Source organism: Dyadobacter sp. HNCC25DJ184 (assembly GCF_056895215.1).
In genome coordinates this window covers 95,985-118,891 of the sequence record NZ_JBXHAQ010000005.1, presented here as the reverse complement: position 1 = coordinate 118,891, position 22,907 = coordinate 95,985, and the positions used below count along the sequence as shown (strand labels likewise).

General features: G+C 43.1%; 20 protein-coding genes. 13 read left to right on the top strand and 7 right to left on the bottom strand.

The genetic code is table 11. The annotated features are described in order from the left end of the window. Positions 1–88 precede the first annotated feature (88 nt). The 3 genes from AC1XUD_RS09345 (at position 89) to AC1XUD_RS09335 (ending at position 1,353) form a co-directional block, all read left to right on the top strand. Positions 89–385 (top strand): muconolactone Delta-isomerase family protein, encoded by a 297-nt coding sequence (locus AC1XUD_RS09345; RefSeq protein WP_483360714.1) that lies wholly within the window; start codon positions 89–91, stop codon positions 383–385. A 68-nt stretch (positions 386–453) separates the two neighbouring features. Beyond that, complete coding sequence (locus AC1XUD_RS09340; protein WP_483360713.1) at positions 454–864, top strand: ribonuclease domain-containing protein; 411 nt, start codon at positions 454–456, stop codon at positions 862–864. A gap of 45 nt (positions 865–909) precedes the next feature. After that, positions 910–1,353, top strand: a complete 444-nt coding sequence (locus tag AC1XUD_RS09335) for a barstar family protein (protein WP_483360712.1) — start codon at positions 910–912, stop codon at positions 1,351–1,353. 3 nt (positions 1,354–1,356) lie between these two features. On the opposite strand, the gene pnuC is transcribed toward AC1XUD_RS09335, so the two are convergent. Beyond that, positions 1,357–1,968, bottom strand: a complete 612-nt coding sequence (gene pnuC, locus AC1XUD_RS09330) for a nicotinamide riboside transporter PnuC (RefSeq protein ID WP_483360711.1) — start codon at positions 1,966–1,968, stop codon at positions 1,357–1,359. A 199-nt stretch (positions 1,969–2,167) separates the two neighbouring features. Between pnuC and mfd the strand changes: the two genes are divergently transcribed. Both mfd and gldJ read left to right on the top strand, forming a co-directional pair. After that, positions 2,168–5,515: a transcription-repair coupling factor gene (mfd, locus tag AC1XUD_RS09325; protein ID WP_483360710.1), complete on the top strand. Its 3,348-nt coding sequence runs from the start codon at positions 2,168–2,170 to the stop codon at positions 5,513–5,515. Positions 5,516–5,611: 96 nt separating this feature from the next. Continuing rightward, on the top strand, positions 5,612–6,859 hold the full coding sequence (gene gldJ / locus AC1XUD_RS09320) for a gliding motility lipoprotein GldJ (protein ID WP_483360709.1): 1,248 nt from the start codon (positions 5,612–5,614) through the stop codon (positions 6,857–6,859). Between the two features lie 57 nt (positions 6,860–6,916). Here the strand turns inward: gldJ and AC1XUD_RS09315 are convergent, their stop codons facing one another. After that, complete coding sequence (locus AC1XUD_RS09315) at positions 6,917–7,609, bottom strand: ComF family protein (protein WP_483360708.1); 693 nt, start codon at positions 7,607–7,609, stop codon at positions 6,917–6,919. A gap of 71 nt (positions 7,610–7,680) precedes the next feature. Here AC1XUD_RS09315 and AC1XUD_RS09310 point away from each other — a divergent pair, with 71 nt between their 5' ends. Beyond that, complete coding sequence (locus AC1XUD_RS09310) at positions 7,681–9,042, top strand: dihydroorotase (protein WP_483360707.1); 1,362 nt, start codon at positions 7,681–7,683, stop codon at positions 9,040–9,042. Between the two features lie 9 nt (positions 9,043–9,051). Here the strand turns inward: AC1XUD_RS09310 and AC1XUD_RS09305 are convergent, their stop codons facing one another. The 3 genes from AC1XUD_RS09305 to AC1XUD_RS09295 form a co-directional block, all read right to left on the bottom strand. Continuing rightward, positions 9,052–9,486 (bottom strand): (deoxy)nucleoside triphosphate pyrophosphohydrolase, encoded by a 435-nt coding sequence (locus AC1XUD_RS09305; protein WP_483360706.1) that lies wholly within the window; start codon positions 9,484–9,486, stop codon positions 9,052–9,054. A gap of 177 nt (positions 9,487–9,663) precedes the next feature. Then, positions 9,664–10,689 (bottom strand): Holliday junction branch migration DNA helicase RuvB, encoded by a 1,026-nt coding sequence (gene ruvB / locus AC1XUD_RS09300; protein ID WP_483360705.1) that lies wholly within the window; start codon positions 10,687–10,689, stop codon positions 9,664–9,666. A 76-nt stretch (positions 10,690–10,765) separates the two neighbouring features. Then, on the bottom strand, positions 10,766–13,585 hold the full coding sequence (locus AC1XUD_RS09295; protein WP_483360704.1) for a PKD domain-containing protein: 2,820 nt from the start codon (positions 13,583–13,585) through the stop codon (positions 10,766–10,768). Between the two features lie 283 nt (positions 13,586–13,868). Here AC1XUD_RS09295 and AC1XUD_RS09290 point away from each other — a divergent pair, with 283 nt between their 5' ends. The 3 genes from AC1XUD_RS09290 (at position 13,869) to AC1XUD_RS09280 (ending at position 16,829) form a co-directional block, all read left to right on the top strand. Further along, entirely contained in the window at positions 13,869–14,897 is a 1,029-nt protein-coding gene (locus tag AC1XUD_RS09290) for a PorP/SprF family type IX secretion system membrane protein (RefSeq protein WP_483360703.1), read from the top strand. Positions 14,898–15,005: 108 nt separating this feature from the next. Further along, a complete protein-coding gene (locus AC1XUD_RS09285; protein WP_483360702.1) occupies positions 15,006–15,791 on the top strand; it encodes an NIPSNAP family protein in 786 nt (261 codons plus the stop codon). Positions 15,792–15,818: 27 nt separating this feature from the next. Further along, positions 15,819–16,829: a quinone oxidoreductase family protein gene (locus AC1XUD_RS09280; RefSeq protein WP_483360701.1), complete on the top strand. Its 1,011-nt coding sequence runs from the start codon at positions 15,819–15,821 to the stop codon at positions 16,827–16,829. 104 nt (positions 16,830–16,933) lie between these two features. On the opposite strand, the gene AC1XUD_RS09275 is transcribed toward AC1XUD_RS09280, so the two are convergent. After that, a complete protein-coding gene (locus AC1XUD_RS09275) occupies positions 16,934–17,371 on the bottom strand; it encodes a hypothetical protein (protein WP_483360700.1) in 438 nt (145 codons plus the stop codon). Positions 17,372–17,571: 200 nt separating this feature from the next. Continuing rightward, positions 17,572–18,375, bottom strand: a complete 804-nt coding sequence (murQ, locus tag AC1XUD_RS09270; protein ID WP_483360699.1) for an N-acetylmuramic acid 6-phosphate etherase — start codon at positions 18,373–18,375, stop codon at positions 17,572–17,574. A gap of 326 nt (positions 18,376–18,701) precedes the next feature. Between murQ and ilvD the strand changes: the two genes are divergently transcribed. Genes ilvD through ilvB form a run of 4 tightly spaced genes read left to right on the top strand, consistent with a single transcriptional unit; the run spans position 18,702 to position 22,851 of the window. Then, the gene (ilvD, locus tag AC1XUD_RS09265) at positions 18,702–20,387 is read left to right on the top strand and encodes a dihydroxy-acid dehydratase (protein WP_483360698.1); all 1,686 of its coding nucleotides are present in this window, start codon (positions 18,702–18,704) and stop codon (positions 20,385–20,387) included. A gap of 14 nt (positions 20,388–20,401) precedes the next feature. Beyond that, the gene (locus AC1XUD_RS09260; RefSeq protein ID WP_483360697.1) at positions 20,402–20,614 is read left to right on the top strand and encodes a hypothetical protein; all 213 of its coding nucleotides are present in this window, start codon (positions 20,402–20,404) and stop codon (positions 20,612–20,614) included. Further along, positions 20,614–21,078, top strand: coding sequence for a DUF6036 family nucleotidyltransferase (locus AC1XUD_RS09255; RefSeq protein WP_483360696.1), 465 nt, complete (start codon positions 20,614–20,616; stop codon positions 21,076–21,078). Before AC1XUD_RS09260 ends, AC1XUD_RS09255 begins: the two co-directional genes overlap by 1 nt. A 15-nt stretch (positions 21,079–21,093) precedes the next feature. Next, a complete protein-coding gene (gene ilvB, locus AC1XUD_RS09250; RefSeq protein WP_483360695.1) occupies positions 21,094–22,851 on the top strand; it encodes a biosynthetic-type acetolactate synthase large subunit in 1,758 nt (585 codons plus the stop codon). The last annotated feature ends 56 nt before the right edge of the window (positions 22,852–22,907 follow it).

Genomic DNA, 22,907 nt, shown 5'->3' with positions numbered 1-22,907 from the left:
CAAAGGAACTATTAGGCGAGACATAACATTTTATATGCAGTCAAAAGGAAAAAAAGGGTAATAGTTTTCACCTAACTCCTACAGTGTCATGAGTCAATATATGGTCGAAATTACGCTTCCGGCCGTTATGTCGGAAGATTTTACAGCAAGGATACCTGCTCAAAGAAAGAAAATTAACGAGCTGATGGAACAGGGACGACTCATGTCTTATGCGCTTTCGGACGATTACTCAAAACTTTGGTGTGTGGTAAAGGCGGAGAGTGAGTATGAAGTGATGTCTGTAGTTTCGGAGTTTCCGTTAATCGAGTATATGGATCCGAAAATTAGCAAACTAATGTTCAATAATGTGGTGGCGCTCAGATTACCCATGTTTTCATTGAATTAAAAATTGCAAAATTTATAGCCTCGCCGCTCTTTTGAGTGGCGAGGTTTTTTATACCTCACACTTAAAATATGAAGACCATTTTCTCCAAAATTCTATATTTTGTTTCTTTATTTTCGTTGATATCACTCTGTTTCACAGGATGTAACTCTGATCAGCAATCAGAATACACGAGTCTTAACGAGAGAAAACCAAAGATATCTGAACGCCAGCAAATTCCTCAGAAAGTCCTCAAAGTACTAGAATATGTCAGAACAAATCACCGGGCACCGGACGGATATGAAGGAGGCCGGAAATTTGGCAATTTCGAAAAGCTTCTGCCGATATTTGATCAAAATGGGAAGAAAATAAAATATAAAGAGTGGGACGTTAACCCGAAAATTCATGGAAAAAATCGTGGAAAGGAACGTCTGGTGACAAGCGATTCTGATCAGGCCTGGTATACCCCCGATCATTATGACTCATTTATTGAAATCAAATAATATCTTTGTTGACCCATATCAAACGCACCTCCGATTCCCTGATTTATGAAAAATACACACTTTTTGATCGCCACTGAAGGAGCTAATATCCGCACCACATTTCCCGATGCATTTATTGGCGAAATAGACGGTAAAAAATCCGGCTCTTTGAAAGATTTTTTCGCGCAATCAGCTGAAGTACTTCTTTTTCCTGAGGAGTCAGGGCAAAATTTGGACGCGTTTGACGAAATGTTGAATGACCTCGACTGGATCGAAGAAAGCACTGTCGTTATTTTCATTAAAAACTCAGCCGAATGGCTTAGCAAAGAAAAAAATGAGGAAAAAGTACTGACTGTAATTGATATCCTGGATGCTACTGCCGAAGACTGGAAATGGATGGATGAAGAGGACGAGGAAAGTGATAAAAAAGAATTGAAAATCATATTTCAGGACTCTGACAGAATCAGAAGGATTTTGGAAGAACAGGAAATTCCTTTTGGAGAATTCTAAGATTCAGGTCGTCAGGACTTTGATATCTTTTTTCCAACTAATATACCCCATTGCTGCCAATACCAGAAAAACGAAGTATAGAATTGCGGTCAGGTGAAGGTCTTTATAAAAATACATAGCAACGTAACAGGCGTCAGCGGCAATCCATAAGAGCCAGTTTTCCAAATACTTACGCGCCATCATCCACTGTCCGATCAGGCTTGCGACTGTAAGCGCAGAGTCGGCGTAAGTCATACTTCCGTTGGTATATTGGCCAAGTAAATATCCCCAAAGCAATGTCATGACGATGAATATGGCCGTGAAAACCGGATACAATTTGCGCGGTGTTCTGGTAACCGGAAGGGTATCATGATTTGCTCCACCATATAGCCACATCCACCAACCGTAGATGCTCGTTACAAAATAGTACCCCTGCAAGCTCATATCGGCATACAGCCTCACCTGCCAGAAAACGGCCGCATATAGTATTGCATTGATAATCCCGAAAAACCAGCCTAAAACATTTTGCCTCGTGTTGAGGTAAACGCATATAGCACCGGTTATGAAACCGAGTATTTCAAGCGGTGTTGTAACCAGCCCTACGAGGGATATGGTATGATTAAGCCAATCGATCATTACAGCTAAAAAGATATATTTTTAAAAGTAAAACCGATTTGAGTCAGTTAACTTTGTAAATCAGAATTTATGGTAAACAAAAGCAAAAAAACTCTTGTTATCATCTATGCCGGACGGGAAATTTCCTGAAACGGCTTTTTGTGTTTTTACACAAACCATACGAACACCGCATTTTTGATAAACTTTAGCTTTAAAAGCATTGGAAGTAAAAGATTTTTTAACACTATATAAAGGCGATAGCTACCTTAAAACATTTATTACCGAATTTGAATCCGACAAACCCCAATCGGCTCATATTCAGATAAAAGGCTTGGTCGGAAGCCTCGACGCAGTGGTATGCGCCGCAGCTCAGCAAACCAAATTGAAGCCATCTATATATATCCTCAGTGATCGGGATGAGGCAGCGTACTTCCAGAATGACCTTCAGAATTTGTTGGGGAAAACAGATGTATTGTTCTATCCCACATCTTACAAGCGACCATATCATTATGAGGAAGTAGAAAACGCGAACGTGCTGATGCGTGGCGAAATCCTGAACAAACTGAACGTGGCCAAACCTGGTCCGATTCAGATTGTCACCTATCCGGAGGCGCTTTTTGAAAAAGTAATCAACAAAAGATCGCTTTCTGCCAATACTTTTCCTGTCAAGGTAGGAGAAAAGCTGGATCCGTCATTTCTTACCGAATTTCTGAATAGTTATGGTTTCGAGATCACCGATTTCGTCTTCGAGGCAGGGCAATTCTCGGTCAGAGGTGGGATTCTGGACGTTTTTTCATTTGCCAATGAACATCCTTTCCGGATCGAACTTTTTGGTGACGAAGTGGAAAGTATCCGATCCTTTGATCCGGACACCCAGCTTTCGATTGAAAGTGTGAACCATATCAATGTTGTTCCGGATATTCAGCAAAAGTTGATTCATGAAACACGCGAATCGTTTCTCAGCTTTTTCCCCGACAATACCATCCTTTGGTTTAAAGACGCAGAGCTTACGCTGGAAGTCATTGAAAATAACTTTGAAAAAGCTGAGAAGGCTTTACAGGAAGTTACGAGCGGCGGTATTCAGATCGTATCCAATCCAAACGAGTTGTTTGAAACCAGAAGAGGTTTTCTCAATCAGATCAAACAATTTAAAACGATTGAATTCGGAAGACGTTTTTATTTCAAGACAGAGGCTAAGCTTCCATATCAATCCAAACCACAGCCGTCTTTTAACAAAGATTTCAAAAGATTGCTCGACGATTTGTCTGAAAATCAGTCGAAAGGGTTTGTGAATATTATCACCTCCGATCAACCCAAACAGCTCGATCGCCTCGAAAGGATATTCGAAGATCTGGATCCGTTTATCAAATTCAGACCGATGCATATCTCTCTGAAAGAGGGTTTTGTGGATGAAAATCTTAAAATCACCTGCTATACTGATCACCAGATATTTGCCAGATTTCATAAATATCGACTCAAGGAAAAATTCAGCAAGTCGAAAGCGATCACGCTAAAAGAGTTAAAATCTCTTCATCCGGGAGATTTTGTGACCCACGTCGATTACGGAATCGGTCGGTTTGCCGGTTTAGAGCGAAAAGATGTGAATGGTAAAGAGCAGGAAGCGATCCGGTTAATATATCGGGACAATGACCTGCTGTACGTCAGTGTTCACAACCTTCATAAAATAGCCAAATATACCGGCAAGGAGGGGACACCTCCTACCATGAGCAAACTAGGCTCCGGCGAATGGGAAGCTAAAAAATCCAGGGTTAAGAAGCAGCTGAAGGATATTGCCCATGAGTTAATATCACTTTATGCCAAAAGAAGGCAGGCTCCGGGATTCCCGTTTTCTCCTGACAACTATATGCAGGCCGAATTGGAATCTTCCTTTATATATGAAGATACGCCGGATCAGGCGACAGCGACCGCCAATGTGAAGGATGATATGGAGAAAGAACACCCAATGGACCGCCTGGTGTGCGGTGATGTTGGGTTTGGAAAAACGGAAATCGCAATTCGTGCAGCTTTCAAAGCCGTTTGCGACAGTAAGCAGGTTGCGGTATTGGTGCCAACGACCATTCTCGCCATGCAACATTATAAGACATTCAGCGAACGACTTGCAGATTTTCCCGCTCGTGTTGGATATATCAACCGGTTTAAGTCTGCCAAGGAAATTAAGGAAACGTTGAAACAGGCCGAGGAAGGGAAAATTGATATTCTTATAGGGACACACCGGATTCTGAATAAGGATGTGAAATTCAGGGATCTTGGCTTATTGATCGTTGATGAAGAGCAAAAATTCGGTGTGAAGGCAAAAGACCGGCTTAAAGAAATGAGAATCAACGTGGATGTGTTAACGCTAACTGCCACACCGATTCCACGAACTCTTCACTTTTCCCTCATGGGCGCGCGGGACCTTTCTGTCATCGCCACTCCGCCGCCAAACCGGCAACCAGTAACGACCGAAGTCCATTCATTCAGTGAAGAATTTATCCGCGACGCCATCAGCTTTGAAGTGCAACGGGGGGGTCAGGTTTTCTTTGTACACAATCGGGTTAATGACATCGAATCCATTGCCAATATCATCATGCGACTTGTGCCTGATGTAAAAATCGGTGTGGCTCACGGCCAGATGGATGGCGACAAACTTGAAAAAGTGATGGTCAGTTTCATTGAGGGTGAATATGATATTCTGGTTTCCACCAATATCATTGAATCAGGAATTGATATTCCGAATGCCAATACGATTATCATTAATTCAGCGCATATGTTCGGTATGTCTGATCTCCACCAGATGAGAGGGCGCGTTGGCCGGTCGAACAGAAAAGCTTTCTGCTATCTGTTGACACCATCAGTTTCCACATTGGCCAGCGATTCCAAGAAAAGGCTTCAGACGCTTGAAGAGTTTTCAGAGCTGGGTGACGGTTTCAAAGTGGCCATGCGGGATCTTGATATCCGTGGTGCGGGTAACTTGTTAGGAGCAGAACAAAGTGGGTTTGTCAATGACTTGGGATATGAGCTATACCACAAAATGCTGGACGAAGCCGTATCAGAATTGAAGAACAATGAATTCAAAGATCTCTTTGCTACATCGCTAGGATTGCCAGCCAAGTTATTACCTGACTGCCAGATAGAAACGGATTTTGCTACTTTGATTCCTGATCATTATGTAAAAAATATTTCAGAAAGACTTTCGTTATATACGCGTCTTGACAATATTGAGACGAAAGAAGAACTGGCTAAGTTTGAAAAAGAGGTGATGGATCGTTTCGGTCCGATACCCGGAGTAGTGGAGGATCTTTTGAAAACAGTTCGGCTCCGTTGGGGGGCAGAACGCCTTCATATGGAAAAACTTACGCTTAAGAGCAATACCTTGAAAGGATACTTCGTTACTTCGCAGAACGATGAGTTTTTTCAGTCTTCGAAGTTCGGCAAGGTTATCGATTTTATTAAAACACATCCCAAAGAAAGCTCATTGAAAGATCAAAAAGGCAAGTTGATCCTGACATGTGAAAATGTGAAAAGTATAGAGCAGGCGGAAAAGATATTGGCAGAAATGACGCTTTGACAATTTTTAAGGGAATATTTGATTTGATTTCATAAATTTGCGGATTCGCATACTATAAAAACCATCCATTAAAGTCACTTTAAAGCAATGATTTGCATGTATAAGACAGGTACCAGGTCAATCGCGCTGATTCTGATTGTATTACTGGCAATTACCGCGTGTAGCAAGAAAAAGGAAACCAGCCTTAAACCAGGTAAAACCAGTTCAAAAACTGGTCTTGATTACAATGGAAAAGATGGTTTTCAGGTGAAGCAATACAAAGCATTGCCGGCAGGTCCGGATTTGATTTACATCGAAGGTGGCCGTTTCACGATGGGTTCACTTGAAGAAGATGTAATGATTAGACGTGACAACCCGAAGAGAACTGTAAGTATCCAGTCTTTTTATATGGATGAGACAGAGGTTGCAAATGTTCACTATCTTGAATATTTGAACGCTGTTCAGAAAGATTCGTCAGAAGAGTTTTATTCAAAAGCATTGCCTGATACAACTGTATGGTTCAACGAGTTGTCATTTAACGACTCATATGTAACGATGTATCTGCGCCACCCTGGCTTCCGTCTGTATCCAGTAGTCGGAGTTTCATGGGTTCAAGCCAATGATTACAGCGCTTGGCGTACATCTGCCGTTCAGATGGCTAACAATAGCAAAGGCTCTACATCAGGCAAGAAAAAAGGGCTTTCATTCGGCAAGAAGAAAAAAGCAGTGAACGCTGAAGTCGCAGCAGCTGCTCCTCAAATGACTATTGAAAGTGGATATGTAATGCCGCCATACCGTCTTCCAACCGAAGCAGAATTTGAATATGCTGCGATGGCAATGATCGGAACTCAATACGCTGATGAAAATCAGGCTAATTCAAGAATTTACCCTTGGGATGGTTCCACAATGCGTCAGCCTCGTGGCCGTAAACAAGGAACGATGCTTGCCAACTTCAAACGTGGCCCTGGTGATTATGCCGGTATAGCAGGTAAATCTAACGATGGAGCTATCATCACTCAGGAAATTCGGTCATATCCTGCAAACGACAATGGTCTGTATGATATGGCAGGTAACGTTAGTGAGTGGGTATATGATGTTTACCGTCCTTTGTCAAACAGCGATGTAAACGATCTTAACTCATTCCGTCGCAATGGATATCAGGATGAGGCTAAAAATTATGATACCAAAAACAGTAACTCTATGGTTGATGATAAACTACGAGTGTATAAAGGTGGATCGTGGGCTGACGTAGCCTACTGGCTATCTCCTGGAACTCGTCGTTACATGGATCAGGATTCTGCAACTGCTATGGTTGGTTTCCGTTGTGCAATGATTGCTACCGGCCAAACTGGAAAAAAGAAGTAATAAGAAAATTGATATAACAAAAAAGGGTTGCCTCAATGGCAACCCTTTTTTGTTATATCAATGATTCGCTACAGCGATTGCTCTGACATGAAATGATGTACATCCTGCCGCTTTCAAAACTTCCATACATTCTTCCAAAGTAGCTCCAGTCGTCAAAACATCGTCGACAATGATAATGCACTTCTCGGATATAGCTTCGTTCAACTCAAACACCCCTTTGACATTTTCCCGCCGTTCATTTCTTCCTTTGCCAGTCTGAGTTTCTGTATTTTTAATCCTTTTCAATACCGTTCCTGACCACGGTATTCCTGTCGCTTTGGATATCCCTTCCGCAATCAAATCGCTTTGATTATACCCTCTGCTCTTCAATTTCTTGGGGTGGAGGGGAACAGATACGATCAATGCTGACGTGGAAATCTTGCTATTTGTTTCCATTTCCACTCCAAACATCTGCCCTAATAGTAAGGCAGTCTCCTTCCTGCCTTCATATTTGATTCCGTGCAGAAGCTTTTGAACTTTACCTTTTTTACTAAATGATAAGAACGCTTTGGTTGATATCACTTCAGGAAAATGGACAAATTTTAAATTCACTTTTCCTGCATGTAGGCTTTCATCGCTGGCACGAGGCAGATTGATGCGACAACTCGTGCATATCAGCATTTCGTTTCCTATCAGTGAGGCATCACATGCCTCACAAGTCCTTGGAAAAACCAGATCCACGAAATCCTGAAAAATGGAAATTAGATTCATATTTATTCAGCTCTTTTAGGCAAAAATCAAAAGGGTCAATACCTTTGCGACATAACTTTTCCCGCTTGTCTATGAAAATGCTTATCCTCAATGCCCGTACTGTCAATGAAAATGTCATTCAGGAATCTGACGTACTTATAAGTGACGGTCACATTGAGAAGATAGGAAGGGATTTGCAAAGCCTCTCGGCAGATAAGGTGATTGATGCCAAAGGAAAATATCTCATTCCTGGGATCATCGACGATCAGGTACACTTTCGTGAGCCCGGCTTGACGCATAAGGCTACTATCCATACGGAAGCACGTGCCGCTGTTGCAGGCGGTACTACCTCATTTATGGAAATGCCAAATACTGTTCCGAACGCGCTAACGCAATCCTTACTGGAAGATAAGTATCAAATCGCCTCACGATCATCGCTTGCCAACTACTCATTTTTTATGGGTGCTTCCAATGATAATTATGAGGAAGTAATGAAGACGGACAAACAGCACGTATGTGGTATTAAGATATTCATGGGCTCTTCCACGGGTAATATGCTGGTTGACGCACCGGACGTATTGGAAAGGCTATTCGCGAATGCCCCTTGTATCATCGCCACGCACTGCGAAGACGAGCCGACTGTCAGACAGCGTATGGAATACTTCAAAGAGCTCTACGGGGACAATGTGCCTTATAATATTCACGCTTTGATCCGGAACGAAGAGGCTTGTCTTACTTCTTCTTCATTTGCGAGCGCGCTTGCTCACAAGCATGGTACCAGACTGCATATACTACATATATCAACAGGCGACGAGGTTGTACTTTTCGAAAAGGGGTTTCGCAAAAACGGAAGTATAGTTCTGGCCGACGGTCAGCCGAAATTGGTTACCGCCGAAGCTTGTGTTCACCATCTCTGGTTTGATTCGGAAGATTATCGTACACTAGGTAATAAAATCAAATGCAATCCGGCTATCAAAGCTCCGCACCATAAAGAGCAGATATTGCAAGCGTTGCTGGATGATCGCATAGATGTAATTGCAACTGATCATGCTCCCCACACGATCGAAGAAAAAGCACAACCCTACTGGAGCTCTCCCTCAGGTTTGCCACTTGTGCAGCATTCGCTGAATGTGATGCTTGAGTTGGTCAAACAAGGAAAAATTTCATTCGAAAAAGTTGTTGAGAAAATGGCGCACTCTGTCGCAGACTGTTTCCAGATTTCTGATAGAGGATATATTCGCGAAGGTTACTGGGCTGATCTTGCGCTTGTCGATTTAGAGAAAGAAACCTCTGTTTCTCCGGAAAATATATATTCTAAATGTGGTTGGTCACCTTTCGAAGGTGTCAACTTCCATTCAAAAGTAACGCATACTATCGTGTCGGGGCACGTTGCTTACGAAAATGGTACTTTCGATGAATCTGTGAATGGGAAAAGACTCAATTTCAACAGATAGCAAAAGTTATCATCTCAAGGTTGAGTAAGACTTCATGTAGGTTTTATAGTTCTCGATTACGTCGAGATCCGCTTCCGTCCAGTCGAGGTCAGATAACTCCGAAGGCTCAAGCCATTGTATCTGTTCGTGCTCTGTAAGGCTTATTCTTTCCGATCTGAGGCGACAAACAAATGGGACAAGAATGATCTCGCGCCAGCCCTGATCTTTTGGAGTTTCAGGAAGTCTATCCAATATCTCGATTTCGACATCGAGCTCTTCTTTAATTTCCCGGTAAAGGGTTTCCTCGTCGGTTTCGTTGTCTTCCTGTTTACCTCCGGGAAATTCCCATTTCAGAGGGAAAGAGAAATCTCTTCTCCTTTGAGCAGCCAAGACCTTACCATTATGTTCTATCACAGCACATGGAACTCTCACAATCAGCTTTACAGAAACTATGGTCTCGATCATATGTTGGTGGGTCAACGCTTAATTAACCGCAAAAGTACTACATCTGAGTCAATTATAAAGCTGGTTACCAAAAGTATATGCCAATATTCTCTGCTCAGGTTTTCATAAAAAAGCGATTTCTGACTCCCCGGTTGACGAGAAGTCAAAAATCGCCGATAAAAAGTAATTATCGAAACCTTAAAATAACTCTCCCGACCGATGTCTGGGCATCACTCCCAAATGTCGGAAAGCTTTTTCAGTAACTTCACGACCACGCGAAGTACGTTTCATATAACCTTCCTGAATAAGGAAAGGCTCATAAACTTCTTCAATAGTTTCAGCCTCTTCACCGCAGGCAGTTGCAATGGTCGATAAGCCTACCGGTCCGCCTTTGAATTTATGTACAATCGTACTTAATATCCGATTATCCATCTCATCCAACCCATTCTGATCCACGTCCAGCGCAGCCAAGGCCATTTCAGCAATTGGAATTGTAATGCGTCCGTCGCCTTTTACCTGAGCGAAGTCGCGGGTTCTCCTGAGCAGATTGTTCGCAATACGAGGAGTTCCGCGGCTTCGGCGTGCAATTTCATAAGCCGCGTCGTCTTCGATAGGAGTATTCAATATAGCTGCCGAGCGTTTTAATATCTTCGTAAGCAATACTGCGTCATAGTATTCCAGCCGGGAATTGATACCAAATCTCGCCCTAAGCGGAGAAGTGAGCATACCGGCACGGGTGGTGGCCCCAATCAGCGTAAACTGATTCAAACCGATCTGAATACTTCGGGCATTCGGTCCGCTGTCGAGCATGATATCGATCTTGTAATCTTCCATTGCGGAGTACAAGTATTCTTCCACAACCGGATTCAGGCGGTGGATTTCATCAATAAAAAGGACGTCAAACTCCTGCAAATTGGTAAGCAAACCAGCCAAATCACTTGGTTTATCCAGTACTGGACCTGACGTAATTTTAATCCCCGACCCGAGCTCGTTTGCGATGATATTGGATAGGGTTGTTTTGCCTAAACCCGGAGGTCCATGAAGTAGCACATGATCCAGGGCTTCGCCTCGTTGCCGGGCGGCCTGAACGAAAATCTTAAGGTTTTCAAGAATTTTATCCTGTCCACTAAAGTCGTCGAAAGTCAATGGCCGGAGCGCCTTTTCTACCTCCATTTCCGTATTGGAAAGCTTCTCCTTATCTCCGGTCATATAATCCTGGCGCATATTTACACGTTTAATTTGGGTAAGGGAAAACCCTTACAACTCCAAAAATAACCGTTTTTTAGTGATTTTCGAACTATTAACGAATCAAGAGTATAGAGCCTCTTTTCAAAATTGGTGCACGTTCCGGGAAATACAGGGCCTCGTAGCTGATGACATATGCATATACACCCGGCTGCACTTTTAACCCCTTATATGTTCCGTCCCATCTCTTTTCTGCACTGTCAGTAGCAAATATCACTTCTCCCCATCTGCTGTAAACCCGCATATTGAAATTCGTAAAATATGCTCCGTAGACGTTTAAAACTTCATTATTACCTTCTCCATCCGGCGTGAATGCTTCCGGAATAAAAAATCTTGGCTCACATTTATCGATTACCGCCGTAGATTTTTGCGAAACACATCCCTCGCTATTGGTGGCCAACACGGTGTAGGTCCCCTCCTTATTTACAGTGATTGTCCTTGTAGTATCACCAGAAGCCGGCCAGTCATATTCGAGATCACCGACTCCCCCGGCATCTAGTATAACGGAATTACCATCTGGAAGACAAATGATATACTCTGGTGGCAAATTCAATATCGGTGAAGGTCTTTCCCCCACCAGAAGCGTATCAGAATTGTAACAATCATTACGGTCCTTCACGACAACAAAATATGAGCCGGGGTTTCTTACCGTAATATCTCTTGTGGTTTCACCAGTACTCCACGCAAATTCAATCCATCTCTGACTTTCCACACTCAGCACAATTGAGCTGTCGCGACAAAGGGTGGTATCCTGCCCGATATCAAAGGCTGGCGGTTTTCTCAAAGTAATTTCAATAGTGTCGGCTACGAAACAATCTCCATCCGGATCGCTATATGCAACGCCGATATATCTACCGGTTGCTGTTGCATTATACTTTTGCTGACGGCTCACCACTCTTCCTCTATATAACCACAAATAATTCTCGGCCTGTACCTTGATATCCAAAGGAACATACGCACCGCAGGTATCTTTATCCGGCCCTAAATCAATGGCCGCGGGAGTGTCATATATCGTAACCTCTTGGATAATAAGTGTATCTGTACATTCATTGCTTGCCTTCAGACCTACCATATAAGTACCTGCTTTGGTGTAGGTAAATTTCGCAGTCGTTTCCTGAGTGGGTGCCGAGAAATTGCCATCCCCCATAAAATCCCACTGATAGGTATCCTTCTTGGGGTCACAAATCGGACTGGCAGTAAAAGTTGTAGGTTCATTGGTACAAAACCCGTCGGCTTCAAAGCCGGGCCCGGAGGCGTCCTGTGTAAAATCCTGAACCATATTGGGCAATCCAAGGGAACTGTTTTTACCACCAAGATTTGCCCCTTCCCGCTCATACTCGATCGTGCTATAAGAATCACGTTCAGGCTCATTGATGACGGCGAGGTACTCGCTATCCTGAATGGCCATATATATCTTACCATCCGACGCAATCTGCAGCGCTCCAAACTTTTCAGTAGCAGAACTGTCGATCGTAATCGCCGTTTCAACAATCAGCGAATCGGGCAATGTGAGATCATATTGCTTTAAATAACTGCTCGTCCCATCCTTTCCCTGAAATGTAACATACATCTTTTCACCACTTGGCGAAAACTCAACACCATATGCCGTGGGGGGAGCCGGTCCTAAATCCAGTGTTTTTTTATAGGTGAGAACACCAGTAGAGTCATTGAAACTAAACAGCTCCACATGGTTTTCTGGTGGGCCTGGTACAACCACTGCCAAAGTACGTTCTCCAGTCAACGTATCCGCCGCCGTAAATTTCATATACCCTTCCGCTTCGGTTGTTGTATCCTGAACCATACCCAACGGGAAAGTTCCTGATTCTACAAGTCCTCCTGTGGTAGCATGATAAACCCGAAAAAGATTTGTCCCATAATCGTGAGTTACAACCCAATAGGTACTATCACGATCATTTCGAACCGAAGCGATACGTTCCGTTGTCGGTTGTTGTAAAGTGGTATTTTGCTCAATAATAGCCCCTTTTCCATTGTTTCTCCGCATATCTACAACACTCACAGTCAGCAACTTCTGCCCATTGATATCCGATGTTGTGAATACATTGTAAAGGTATTCGCAACCTTTACAAGTCGGCTGCGGCACAATAAGAACCGACTGCGTGGAATTTGGCCCTCCCTTGAGTGGCTCGCAATTGGCGAGCCCGAAACAGGTCATTTCCTCGTGATCTTTATTGTATATCTTGACTCCATCCGAGTAAAAGAGTAGTACTCCTTTAGAATTGGCAATGGACGAAACCCCTTCCGGAGCATTGGCCTTTCCGTCCGTTAGAGGAGCCGGTGGTGAACTCGAAAAATTAAGACCTGCATTTCCTCCAAAGTACCATTTGGAACCTTCCTGTGCGGCCGGCTCCATACAGATCTTGACATTAATCCTATCTTGTATTTTACAACCATCTATGATCACTTCAACCGAATAACAACCGGAACTGTCGACTCGCAGCGTTTGGGTAGTATCACCCTTCGGATACCATATATATTTTGCTCCTTCAGGCGCACCATTGGGATAGGGATCCAGGGTAATCGTATCACCAGGGCAAATTGTAGTATCAGTTCTCCATTGTTGAAATGCCGGAGGTAATGCGCCGATGAGTATACTCTGAGTAACGTTTTCGACAGAACCGTTCTTCAATGTTCTTGCAAGCGTGACCGTGTACGTACCAGGCGAGGCATATGAATATTGCGGCGCCTTTCGGTTGTCAGTGGCTGTCCCTTCACCAAAAGTCCACCGCCAGGCGGTTGCAGTGCTGACGGTATCCCTGAATGAGGTAGAATCCGCCTGGCAGTCCGGGTTTTGCATACATTGCCCGGACACTAAAAAAGGCGTCTGAGCATTGGCAAGTCTCCCTGCCAGCGTCATAAGAAGCAAAAGCCAATAAAAATTCCTTTGGATTATATTATAATGTTGACTCATGTTCGTTACTAAATCAAACGCCCCTAATCCCGTCAAATAAGATGTGGATATTTCACAATCATCCTAACGAAATTTCCACATTAAAATTTTGTGACCTAAAATCATAAAATATGTCCGTATCTTGAATAATAGTACGCAATTTGACGATAATTTGTGAAAATAATTGCTAATTTTTGAACCCCGTTTCTGGCTTTCAGACGGATGTAGGAGACGTTTACTTAGGAACTATATGACAAAGCGTATACTCGCACTTTTGATATTGACATTAATCTCTGTGAAAGGTTGGAGTCAAGACCCACAATTTTCACAATTTTATGCTAACCCGCTGTATCTCAACCCTGCTCTTGCAGGTGGTGCGCTTGCACCGCGTGCAACTATCAACTATCGAAATCAGTGGCCTTCGCTTTCAGCAAACTTTGTTACCACCACATTCGGAGCCGATGTATTCCTCCCGAATTACAATAGCGGGCTGGGTGTGCTGGTTACAATGGATAGCCAGGGATTGGGCAATTTGAAATCCACAGAAGCTGGTTTACAATATTCTTATCAAATTGGAATTACTGAAACCACATCTCTGAGACTGGGAATTCAAGGCGGAATTGCCTCCAGAACACTTGATTACTACGGTCTGACATTCGGAGACCAGTACGACAACAATGGCTTAACCGGGCAACCCACTCAGGATCCGTTTGGAGTAGGCGGACCGAATGTTTTTTATGCAGATTTTTCTGCAGGCGGAATGCTGTATTCTGATTGGTACTGGATTGGAGCCTCAGCCCACCACCTCAATCGTCCGGATCAATCGTTTTCCGATAATCCTGCAAGACTCCCTGTAAAAGCAAGTCTTCAAGCAGGCTTGCGCATTCCTTTTGCCGGTTATACATTTTTGGGGAACGAAATCAATAAGGAAAAAACGATATCACCTGCCATTCTATATAAAAAACAGGGGAAATTCGATCAGTTGGATGCAGGCTTATATGTAACAATCGAACCTTTGGTATTGGGTGCCTGGTATCGTGGTATTCCTTTCAAAAAATATGAGCAGAGTATCAACAATCACGAGTCGTTGATATTTTTGGCAGGTTTCCGGCAAGACAAATTCTCGATCGGATATAGCTATGACCTTACCATTTCCACGCTGGGAGCGGGCAGCGGCGGTGCTCATGAAATATCACTATCCTATATTTTCGAGCCCCTAAATTCAAAACCTAAAAGGCCGAAAACTCAAAAGCATCAGCTATCCTGCCCTAAATTCTAGCGGGTTAAAACTTCAACCGAGTAGTACAGAATCCTGAAAGGTAGAGTAAGGTCGTGCCATATGCCGCTTTATTGAGAAGTTACGAATTTCTCTTAAAAAATGTTTTACATGCCTGCCAATACCTTCAGACCACTTGCGACGTTTGTGTTCGCATTACTAACTATTGCTGCTTTTTCAGCACCTCCCAAGCGAGAATATTACGAGATTAAAATGTATCGCGTCGCCAACAGTGACCAGGAAACTCGTGTAGAAAATTATCTTCGCGACGCCTATATTCCGGCAATGCACCGTGCAGGAGTTAAAACGATCGGTGTTTTTAAACCCGTCGCCACGGATACAGCTGCGGGTAAATTAATATATGTACTAACACCCTTGAAATCGCTGGATCAGCTTCTTTCTCTGCCTCAAAAACTGGCAAAAGATCAGAAATATTTGGCTGATGGAAAGGACTATATCGACGCGGCTTACAACAATATTCCTTATCAAAGAATAGAAAGCACTGTACTTCAGGCATTTGAACTTCGTCCGAATTTGGCACTTCCGAAACTGGATTCACCGAAAAAAGACCGGATATATGAGCTAAGAAGTTATCAAAGTCACACAGAAAAAATTTACCGGAATAAAGTAAAAATGTTCAACGACGGAAATGAAGTTGGAATTTTTGACCGTCTTGGCTTTAATCCTGTTTTCTACGGGGAAGTAATTGCTGGAAAAACTATGCCGAACCTGATGTATCTGACCACCTTTTCAGATAAAGCGTCCCGTGATGCGCACTGGAAATCATTTACCGACGATCCGGAATGGAATAAGGTGAAAGTGATGCCGGAATATCAGAACAATGTTTCCAAAAACATCCAGCTTTTTTTGTTTCCAACAGAATACTCTGATATTTAATACTGTGGTATCTTAATTTTCAATCCAATGAAAGCCGCCATTCTCCATACACTGCACGAACCTCTTCATATACAGCAAGTAGAGCAACCAAAACCAGGAGCAGGCGAAGTAATCGTCAACCTGAGAGCTGCTTCTCTTAACCACCGTGATGTTTGGATCCAGAAAGGATTATATCCCCGAATTATAACGCCGCTCATTGTCGGCTCAGATGGAGCCGGTGTTGTATCTGAAGTTGGGGAAGGCGTTTCAAGCGAATGGGTTGGAAAGGAAGTGATCATCAATCCTTCCCACAATTGGGGAGATAGCACTTCCCATTATTCCGAAGATCACAAAATTTTGGGAATGCCCGACAACGGGACATTTGCTGAATTCGTAAAAATCGAATCCAAATATCTGGTGCCCAAGCCAGCTCATCTGAGTTTCGAAGAAGCCGCTTGTCTACCAATGGCTGGCCTGACTGCGTGGCGGGCATTGTTTTCCAGATCCGAATTAAGAGCAAACGATAAAGTTCTGATAACCGGTGCCGGCGGGGGAGTTGCGCTCGTTGCCGTTCAACTGGCGGTTGCTGCCGGCGCCGAAGTTTGGGTAACATCAGGTTCGGATGAAAAAATCAGCAAAGCAGTTCAATTGGGTGCAAAAGGTGGTATCAACTACAAAAATCCAACCTGGTTTCGCGACCTGTTGGTAAAGGCGAGAGGTACTAAACTGGGGTATTTTAATGTCATTATTGATAGTGCAGGAGGTTCAGGGTTTTCAAAGCTAATTGATATCGCGGCACCCGGCGCCCGAATTTGCTTTTACGGTGGTGGTACCGGAAACATCACAGATCTTGTTCCAGCCAAAATATTTTTCAAACAACTTAATATTCTGGGAACTACAATGGGTACTGAAAAGGAATTTGAAGATATGGTCAGGTTTGTCGAAGAAAAGCAAATCGTCCCCGTAATTGACAAAGTATTTCCACTTGAAGAAGCCGAGCAAGCACTAAGATATATGGACTCCGGTCAGCAGTTTGGGAAGATTGTGTTGGGTATATAGATCAGGCGGTATTTTGAATAGAATGACTTGGTCAGGTTTTGTCAGGAACTGGACATTAGGTTGAGATCATTACACGTCCTGTATAAACTGGTAAAAGCAAGCTGTTAACTACTTCGTCGTTTTCGTCGCCAACTTCTTTTGCTGGGAGAAGGCATTTTATTGGTCATTACAGGAATTCCTTCTTTTTCCAAGAAAAGCCTTATATCATCAACGGAGCAGCGAAATTGGACCGCAAGTTCTTCCAGCTCCAATTTTTTATTTAAGTATCTATAAATGACTTCTCCCTTATTTCTTTCTAAATATGTTCGTGTTTTCTTCGGAGCGGTTTCAGCGATATTTTTCTGGATTTTTTGCAGTGAATCAATGAAATCATCCAATACATCTGGATGAATTTTTACTTCACTGAAAATATCCGACCTGAGGTTAGATTGGGTTCTTTGATTAATCGTAACATACTGTTTCCCATTTTCCGAACTCAACAGTTCAACGCGATATTGGCTTTTCATTGAGTTTAAAACATACGACTCGTGAACTTCGTCCATATGATTAGAATATTTATCGTTCTATAGGTCGAGCTACAGCAATAAGTTATCTATAACTCTGAAGCTAAGACGTTAATAGGCTGAATTTGCCACAAGGAAGATATATGAATTCCTCGAAAGGGATGATGTCCCATTCGTATCAGCAATGATTTGAAGGACGTGCCAGTGTTTCGACTGCGGCTACAAACAGGCATGATAGGCTACTTCCTCACCGCATTAATCACATTCCTTACGCTACCGTGTTCTTCCAAAAGCGATTCTGCTTCGTCAGGTGATACGCCCAGTTCGTCGATGATCATATGAATGGCTCTGCCTACCAACTTTTCATTGGTCAACTGCATATCAACCATTTTATTCCCTTTCACTTTTCCTAAACGGATCATCACTGCAGTTGAAATCATATTAAGCACCAGTTTCTGAGCAGTGCCCGATTTCATTCTTGTACTGCCCGTCAAAAATTCCGGGCCCACAACTACTTCAACCGGAAATTCCGCAGCCGCTGCAACTGCAGATCCGCTGTTGCATACAACACAGCCAGTCAACAGGCCAGCTTTCTGCGCTTCATTCAATCCGCCAATTACATATGGCGTTCTGCCCGAAGCAGCTATTCCGATAAGTGTATCATTTGTATTTAGCTTATATGGCACAAGGTCGAGCCAGGCTTGATTCCAGTCATCCTCTGCATTTTCAACTGCTTTTCTGATCGCTTTATCACCCCCGGCGATAATGCCCACTACAAGGTCAAACGGAACTCCGAAGGTGGGCGGACATTCAGAAGCATCTACGACACCCAGTCGCCCGCTGGTTCCTGCACCAATATAAAACAAGCGCCCACCCGCTTTCATCCTAGGGACGATCTGCTCCACAAGTGCCTCAATCTGAGGAAGTGACCGCTCCACAGCCAAGGGAACCGTTTTATCTTCCTTATTAATTGAGGTGAGAATATCGCCAACGCTCATTCTCTCGAGGTTGTTATAATAGGATTCCGATTCAGTAGTAAGCATAGAATATGGTCATTTTTCGATATCAAAATTAATTCTTTTCCCCAAACCTTCATTCAATTAAGAAAGATTTGGTATTTATCGAAGATAATCAACAAATAATTCGACGAATATTTGGAAAATAAAAAGATACCCTTCTAATTTGTACTAACAATCAACATTTAGCGAAATTTCGCTGCTAATAAAGTTTACGCTCGAATTTATGATAACGACTATTCTCATTCCAGTCCTAAAGGTAGTCACGCCAAAGGCGTGAGTGGGATGATGTAGTCATATACTTGCACCTCACTCACCGCACTGAGTGAGGTGCTTTATTTTTAAACATCACCATGGCGAACGAATTAAACAGATTCTCTAAAACCCTTACCCAGGAAGTAACCAATCCTGCCGCTCAGGCTATGCTTTACGGCATCGGGCTGAAAGAAGAAGATTTTGCCAAACCACAGATCGGTATAGCCAGTACGGGCTATGAAGGCAATCCTTGTAATATGCACTTGAACGGCCTTTCCGTATATGTGAAACAAGGCATCACTGCCAATGATATGGTAGGTCTTATTTTTAATACAATCGGTGTTTCCGATGGTATGACAAACGGAAATGATGGAATGAGATATTCTCTTCCAAGCCGTGATATCATTGCTGACTCTATCGAAACAGTTGTTTCCGCACAATGGTATGATGGTGTAATTGCGGTGGTTGGTTGTGATAAGAATATGCCGGGAGCAGTAATGGCAATGGCCCGTTTGGAGCGCCCTGCGATTATGGTATATGGTGGAACGATTCGTTCAGGACATTATAAAGGTCAAAAACTGGATATCGTTTCTGCTTTCGAAGCTTTGGGTAAAAAGTTTGCCAACAATATTTCTGACGAAGATTTCAAGGGAGTTATACAAAATTCAATTCCAGGTCAGGGTGCTTGCGGTGGTATGTATACTGCCAACACAATGGCTGCTTCTATTGAGGCGATGGGATTAAGTTTGCCTTTCAGTAGCTCATATCCTGCTACGCATGAAGGCAAACAAGAGGAATGTAAAAAAATTGGTGCAGCGATGAAGAAATTGCTGGAGCTAAACATCACGCCAAAAGAAATCATTACCAAAAAGTCGCTTGAAAATGCTTTGACTTTAGTAATGGCTTTGGGAGGTTCAACCAATGCTACGCTACACTTTCTGGCAATTGCCCGTTCCGCAGGCCTTTCTTTAACGCTGGACGAAATTCAGGAAATCTCAAACCGTGTTCCGTTTATTGCCGACCTCAAGCCAAGTGGAAAATACTTCATGGAAGATTTGCTGCAAATCGGTGGGGTTCCTGCAGTGATGAAATATCTGCATTCTCTCGGCATGATTCATGGCGACTGTCTGACAGTAACCGGCAGAACATTAGCGGAAGATTTGGCGGAAGCTCCGGATCTTAATTTTGATACTCAAAAAATCGTGTTTCCGGTTGATAAAGCCATAAAAAGCACGGGACATATTCAAATACTATATGGTAACCTTGCCCCAACCGGTTCGGTAGCCAAAATAACAGGTAAAGAAGGTTTGACTTTCGACGGTGAAGCAAAAGTTTGCGAGCATGAGTCTGAAATCATTACCATGCTTTCAAAAGGGGAAATTAAAGCAGGCCACGTGGTGGTTATCCGTAATGCCGGTCCAAAAGGAGGCCCAGGTATGTCGGAAATGCTAAAACCAACTTCGGCAGTGATGGGAGCGGGATTAGGAGACAAAATTGCTTTGATCACCGACGGTCGTTTCTCGGGAGGTACACACGGTTTTGTTGTAGGCCATATCACTCCGGAAGCTTTTGACGGAGGACCAATCGCCCTTGTGAAAGACGGAGACAGAATTACAATAGATGCAAATACGCGCGAATTGATTCTCCATATATCTGATGAAGAGATGGCGGCAAGAAAAGCGGTATGGGTTCAGCCAGCGCCACGTTTTACAAAAGGAATGTTAGGCAGATATATCCGCACGGTGAAGTCTGCCAGTGAAGGTTGCGTGACTGACGAAGCGTAATAACTTGAAAAAGAATGGAAGGAAATCAATTCAAATTGGACAGATCTGTTTTTCATGCGGGAACACATGAAGAAACGGAAAAATACTATTCCAGAAATCAGCCTAAGTCTTTGAGTGAAAGATTGCAGGCGGCAAATTATCTGAACAGTGTGGCTTTCCAATTTGATTTGAATAATCCTCCAAAAATGGATAAAACTGTGTTTTCAATGAGAAAACATGTTTTGTAATGGCAAATATATTCAATGATGATTTTCAGGATTTTTTGAGATCGTTTAATGAACACAACGTTGAATATATTCTGGTAGGTGGTTATTCGGTTATCCTGCATGGATATACCAGAACGACCGGAGATATGGACATTTGGGTTAGAAAGTCAAAAGATAATTACACAAAAATCGTCAGGGCTTTTCGAAGGTTTGGGATGCCATTGTTCGATATGACCGAGACCAATTTTTTGGCGAATCCAGACTTTGACGTTTTTACTTTTGGTCGACCTCCGGTTTCCATTGACATCATAACAAAACTTAAAGGATTGGAATTTGAATTCGCAAACCAAAACGCATCCAATCATATTGTTGAAAATATAACAGTTAGGTTGATTCATTATAACGATCTAATCACTGCAAAAAAAGCAGCGGGAAGAGCGAGAGACATTAATGATATTGAAAATCTTGAAAATTCGTCCGACTAAATAAAAACGAAAGTCATGGAATTTAACGAAAAACAAACAGCAACATCCGAATTGAACGAGCAAGTGGTGGTGGTAGAGCCTCAGCTTGTAAACGGATCTCATGCTCTTATCCAATCGCTGATTGCGGAAGGAGTGGAAACCATTTTTGGTTACCCGGGCGGAGCTATTATGCCAGTGTATGACGCTATTTATGACTATCAGGATCAGGTCAATCATATCCTCGTCCGTCACGAACAGGGTGCAGCACACGCGGCAGAAGGATTTGCGAGAATTACTGGAGAGGTTGGTGTTTGTATGGTTACTTCCGGGCCTGGTGCAACTAACCTGGTAACTGGTATTGCTGATGCTATAATCGACTCAACACCAATGGTTTGTATCGTGGGACAAGTAGCGTCTCATTTGCTCGGAACTGATGCATTTCAGGAAACAGACGTGATCGGCGTAACCATTCCGATCACAAAATGGAACTACCAGGTCACACGCGCGGACGAAATTCCTGAGATCATTGCGAAGGCATTTTATATCGCAAAATCAGGACGCCCGGGACCAGTATTAATCGATATCACGAAGGATGCTCAGCAAAAACTGATGACAAAAGAGTTTTCATATAAAAAATGTGAAAGCCTGATCAGTTACCGACCTCGTTTGGGAGCAAAACCTGAACAGATCGCTGCGGCTGCCAAATTAATTAATGAAGCCAAAAAGCCATTCCTTTTCTTTGGGCACGGCGTTCGGATTTCAGGAGCAGAGCAAGAATTATTGAAATTCATTGAAAAAACGGACGTTCCTGCGGCTTCAACGCTGCTTGGTCTTTCGTCGCTATCAGTGGATCATCCTAATTATGTGGGTTGGTTGGGAATGCACGGTAACTACGGTACAAACGTACTTACCAACCAGTGCGACCTGATCATTGCTGTCGGAATGCGTTTCGATGACCGTGTAACAGGGGATCTTAGCCGCTATGCCAAACAGGCAAAAGTGGTCCATATCGAAATCGATCCGGCCGAAATCGACAAAATTATGAAGGCGGACGCTCCGGTTGTGGGTGATGCTAAGAGAGTTTTGGAAACATTGCTTCCACTTGTCAATGAAAACAGTCATGAAGCCTGGAGAAACGAGTTCAAAAAGTTCGAGGTCATCGAAGATGAGAAGATCACGCAACCGGAACTAGCACCGACTACAGAAAAAATAAAAATGGCGGAAGTGATTCGTACACTTTCCAATAAAACAAAAGGCGAAGCGGTAATAGTAGCCGATGTGGGTCAGCACCAAATGATGACAGCGCGTTACTATCAATTCAAAAAGCCAAGTTCATTTATCACTTCCGGTGGTTTAGGAACAATGGGATATGCCTTACCAGCGGCATTTGGAGCAAAAGTTGGTGCGCCGGATCGCGAAGTTGTAGCCATTATCGGCGATGGTTGTTTCCAGATGACTATTCAGGAATTGGGTACGATTGCACAGAGCGGTTTGCCGGTTAAAATTATCATCCTGAATAACAATTTCTTGGGAATGGTACGGCAGTGGCAGCAGCTTTTCCACCAGAAACGCTATTCGTTTGTGGAGCTTCAGAACCCTGATTTTGTCACAATCGCGAGAGGTTTTGGTATCGATGGGCATACCTGTGGCGCGAGAGAAGATCTGAACGATTCGTTGGATAAAATGCTCGCTTCGGATAAACCATATCTTTTGGAAGTATTGGTTGAAAAAGAAGAAAACGTATTCCCGATGGTACCAACAGGTGCTTGCGTGGCAGATATCCGGTTAGAGTAAATGTAAAACTGATTGACTTAAGCCATCATTTTACATTTGAAACTATAAAATATAAG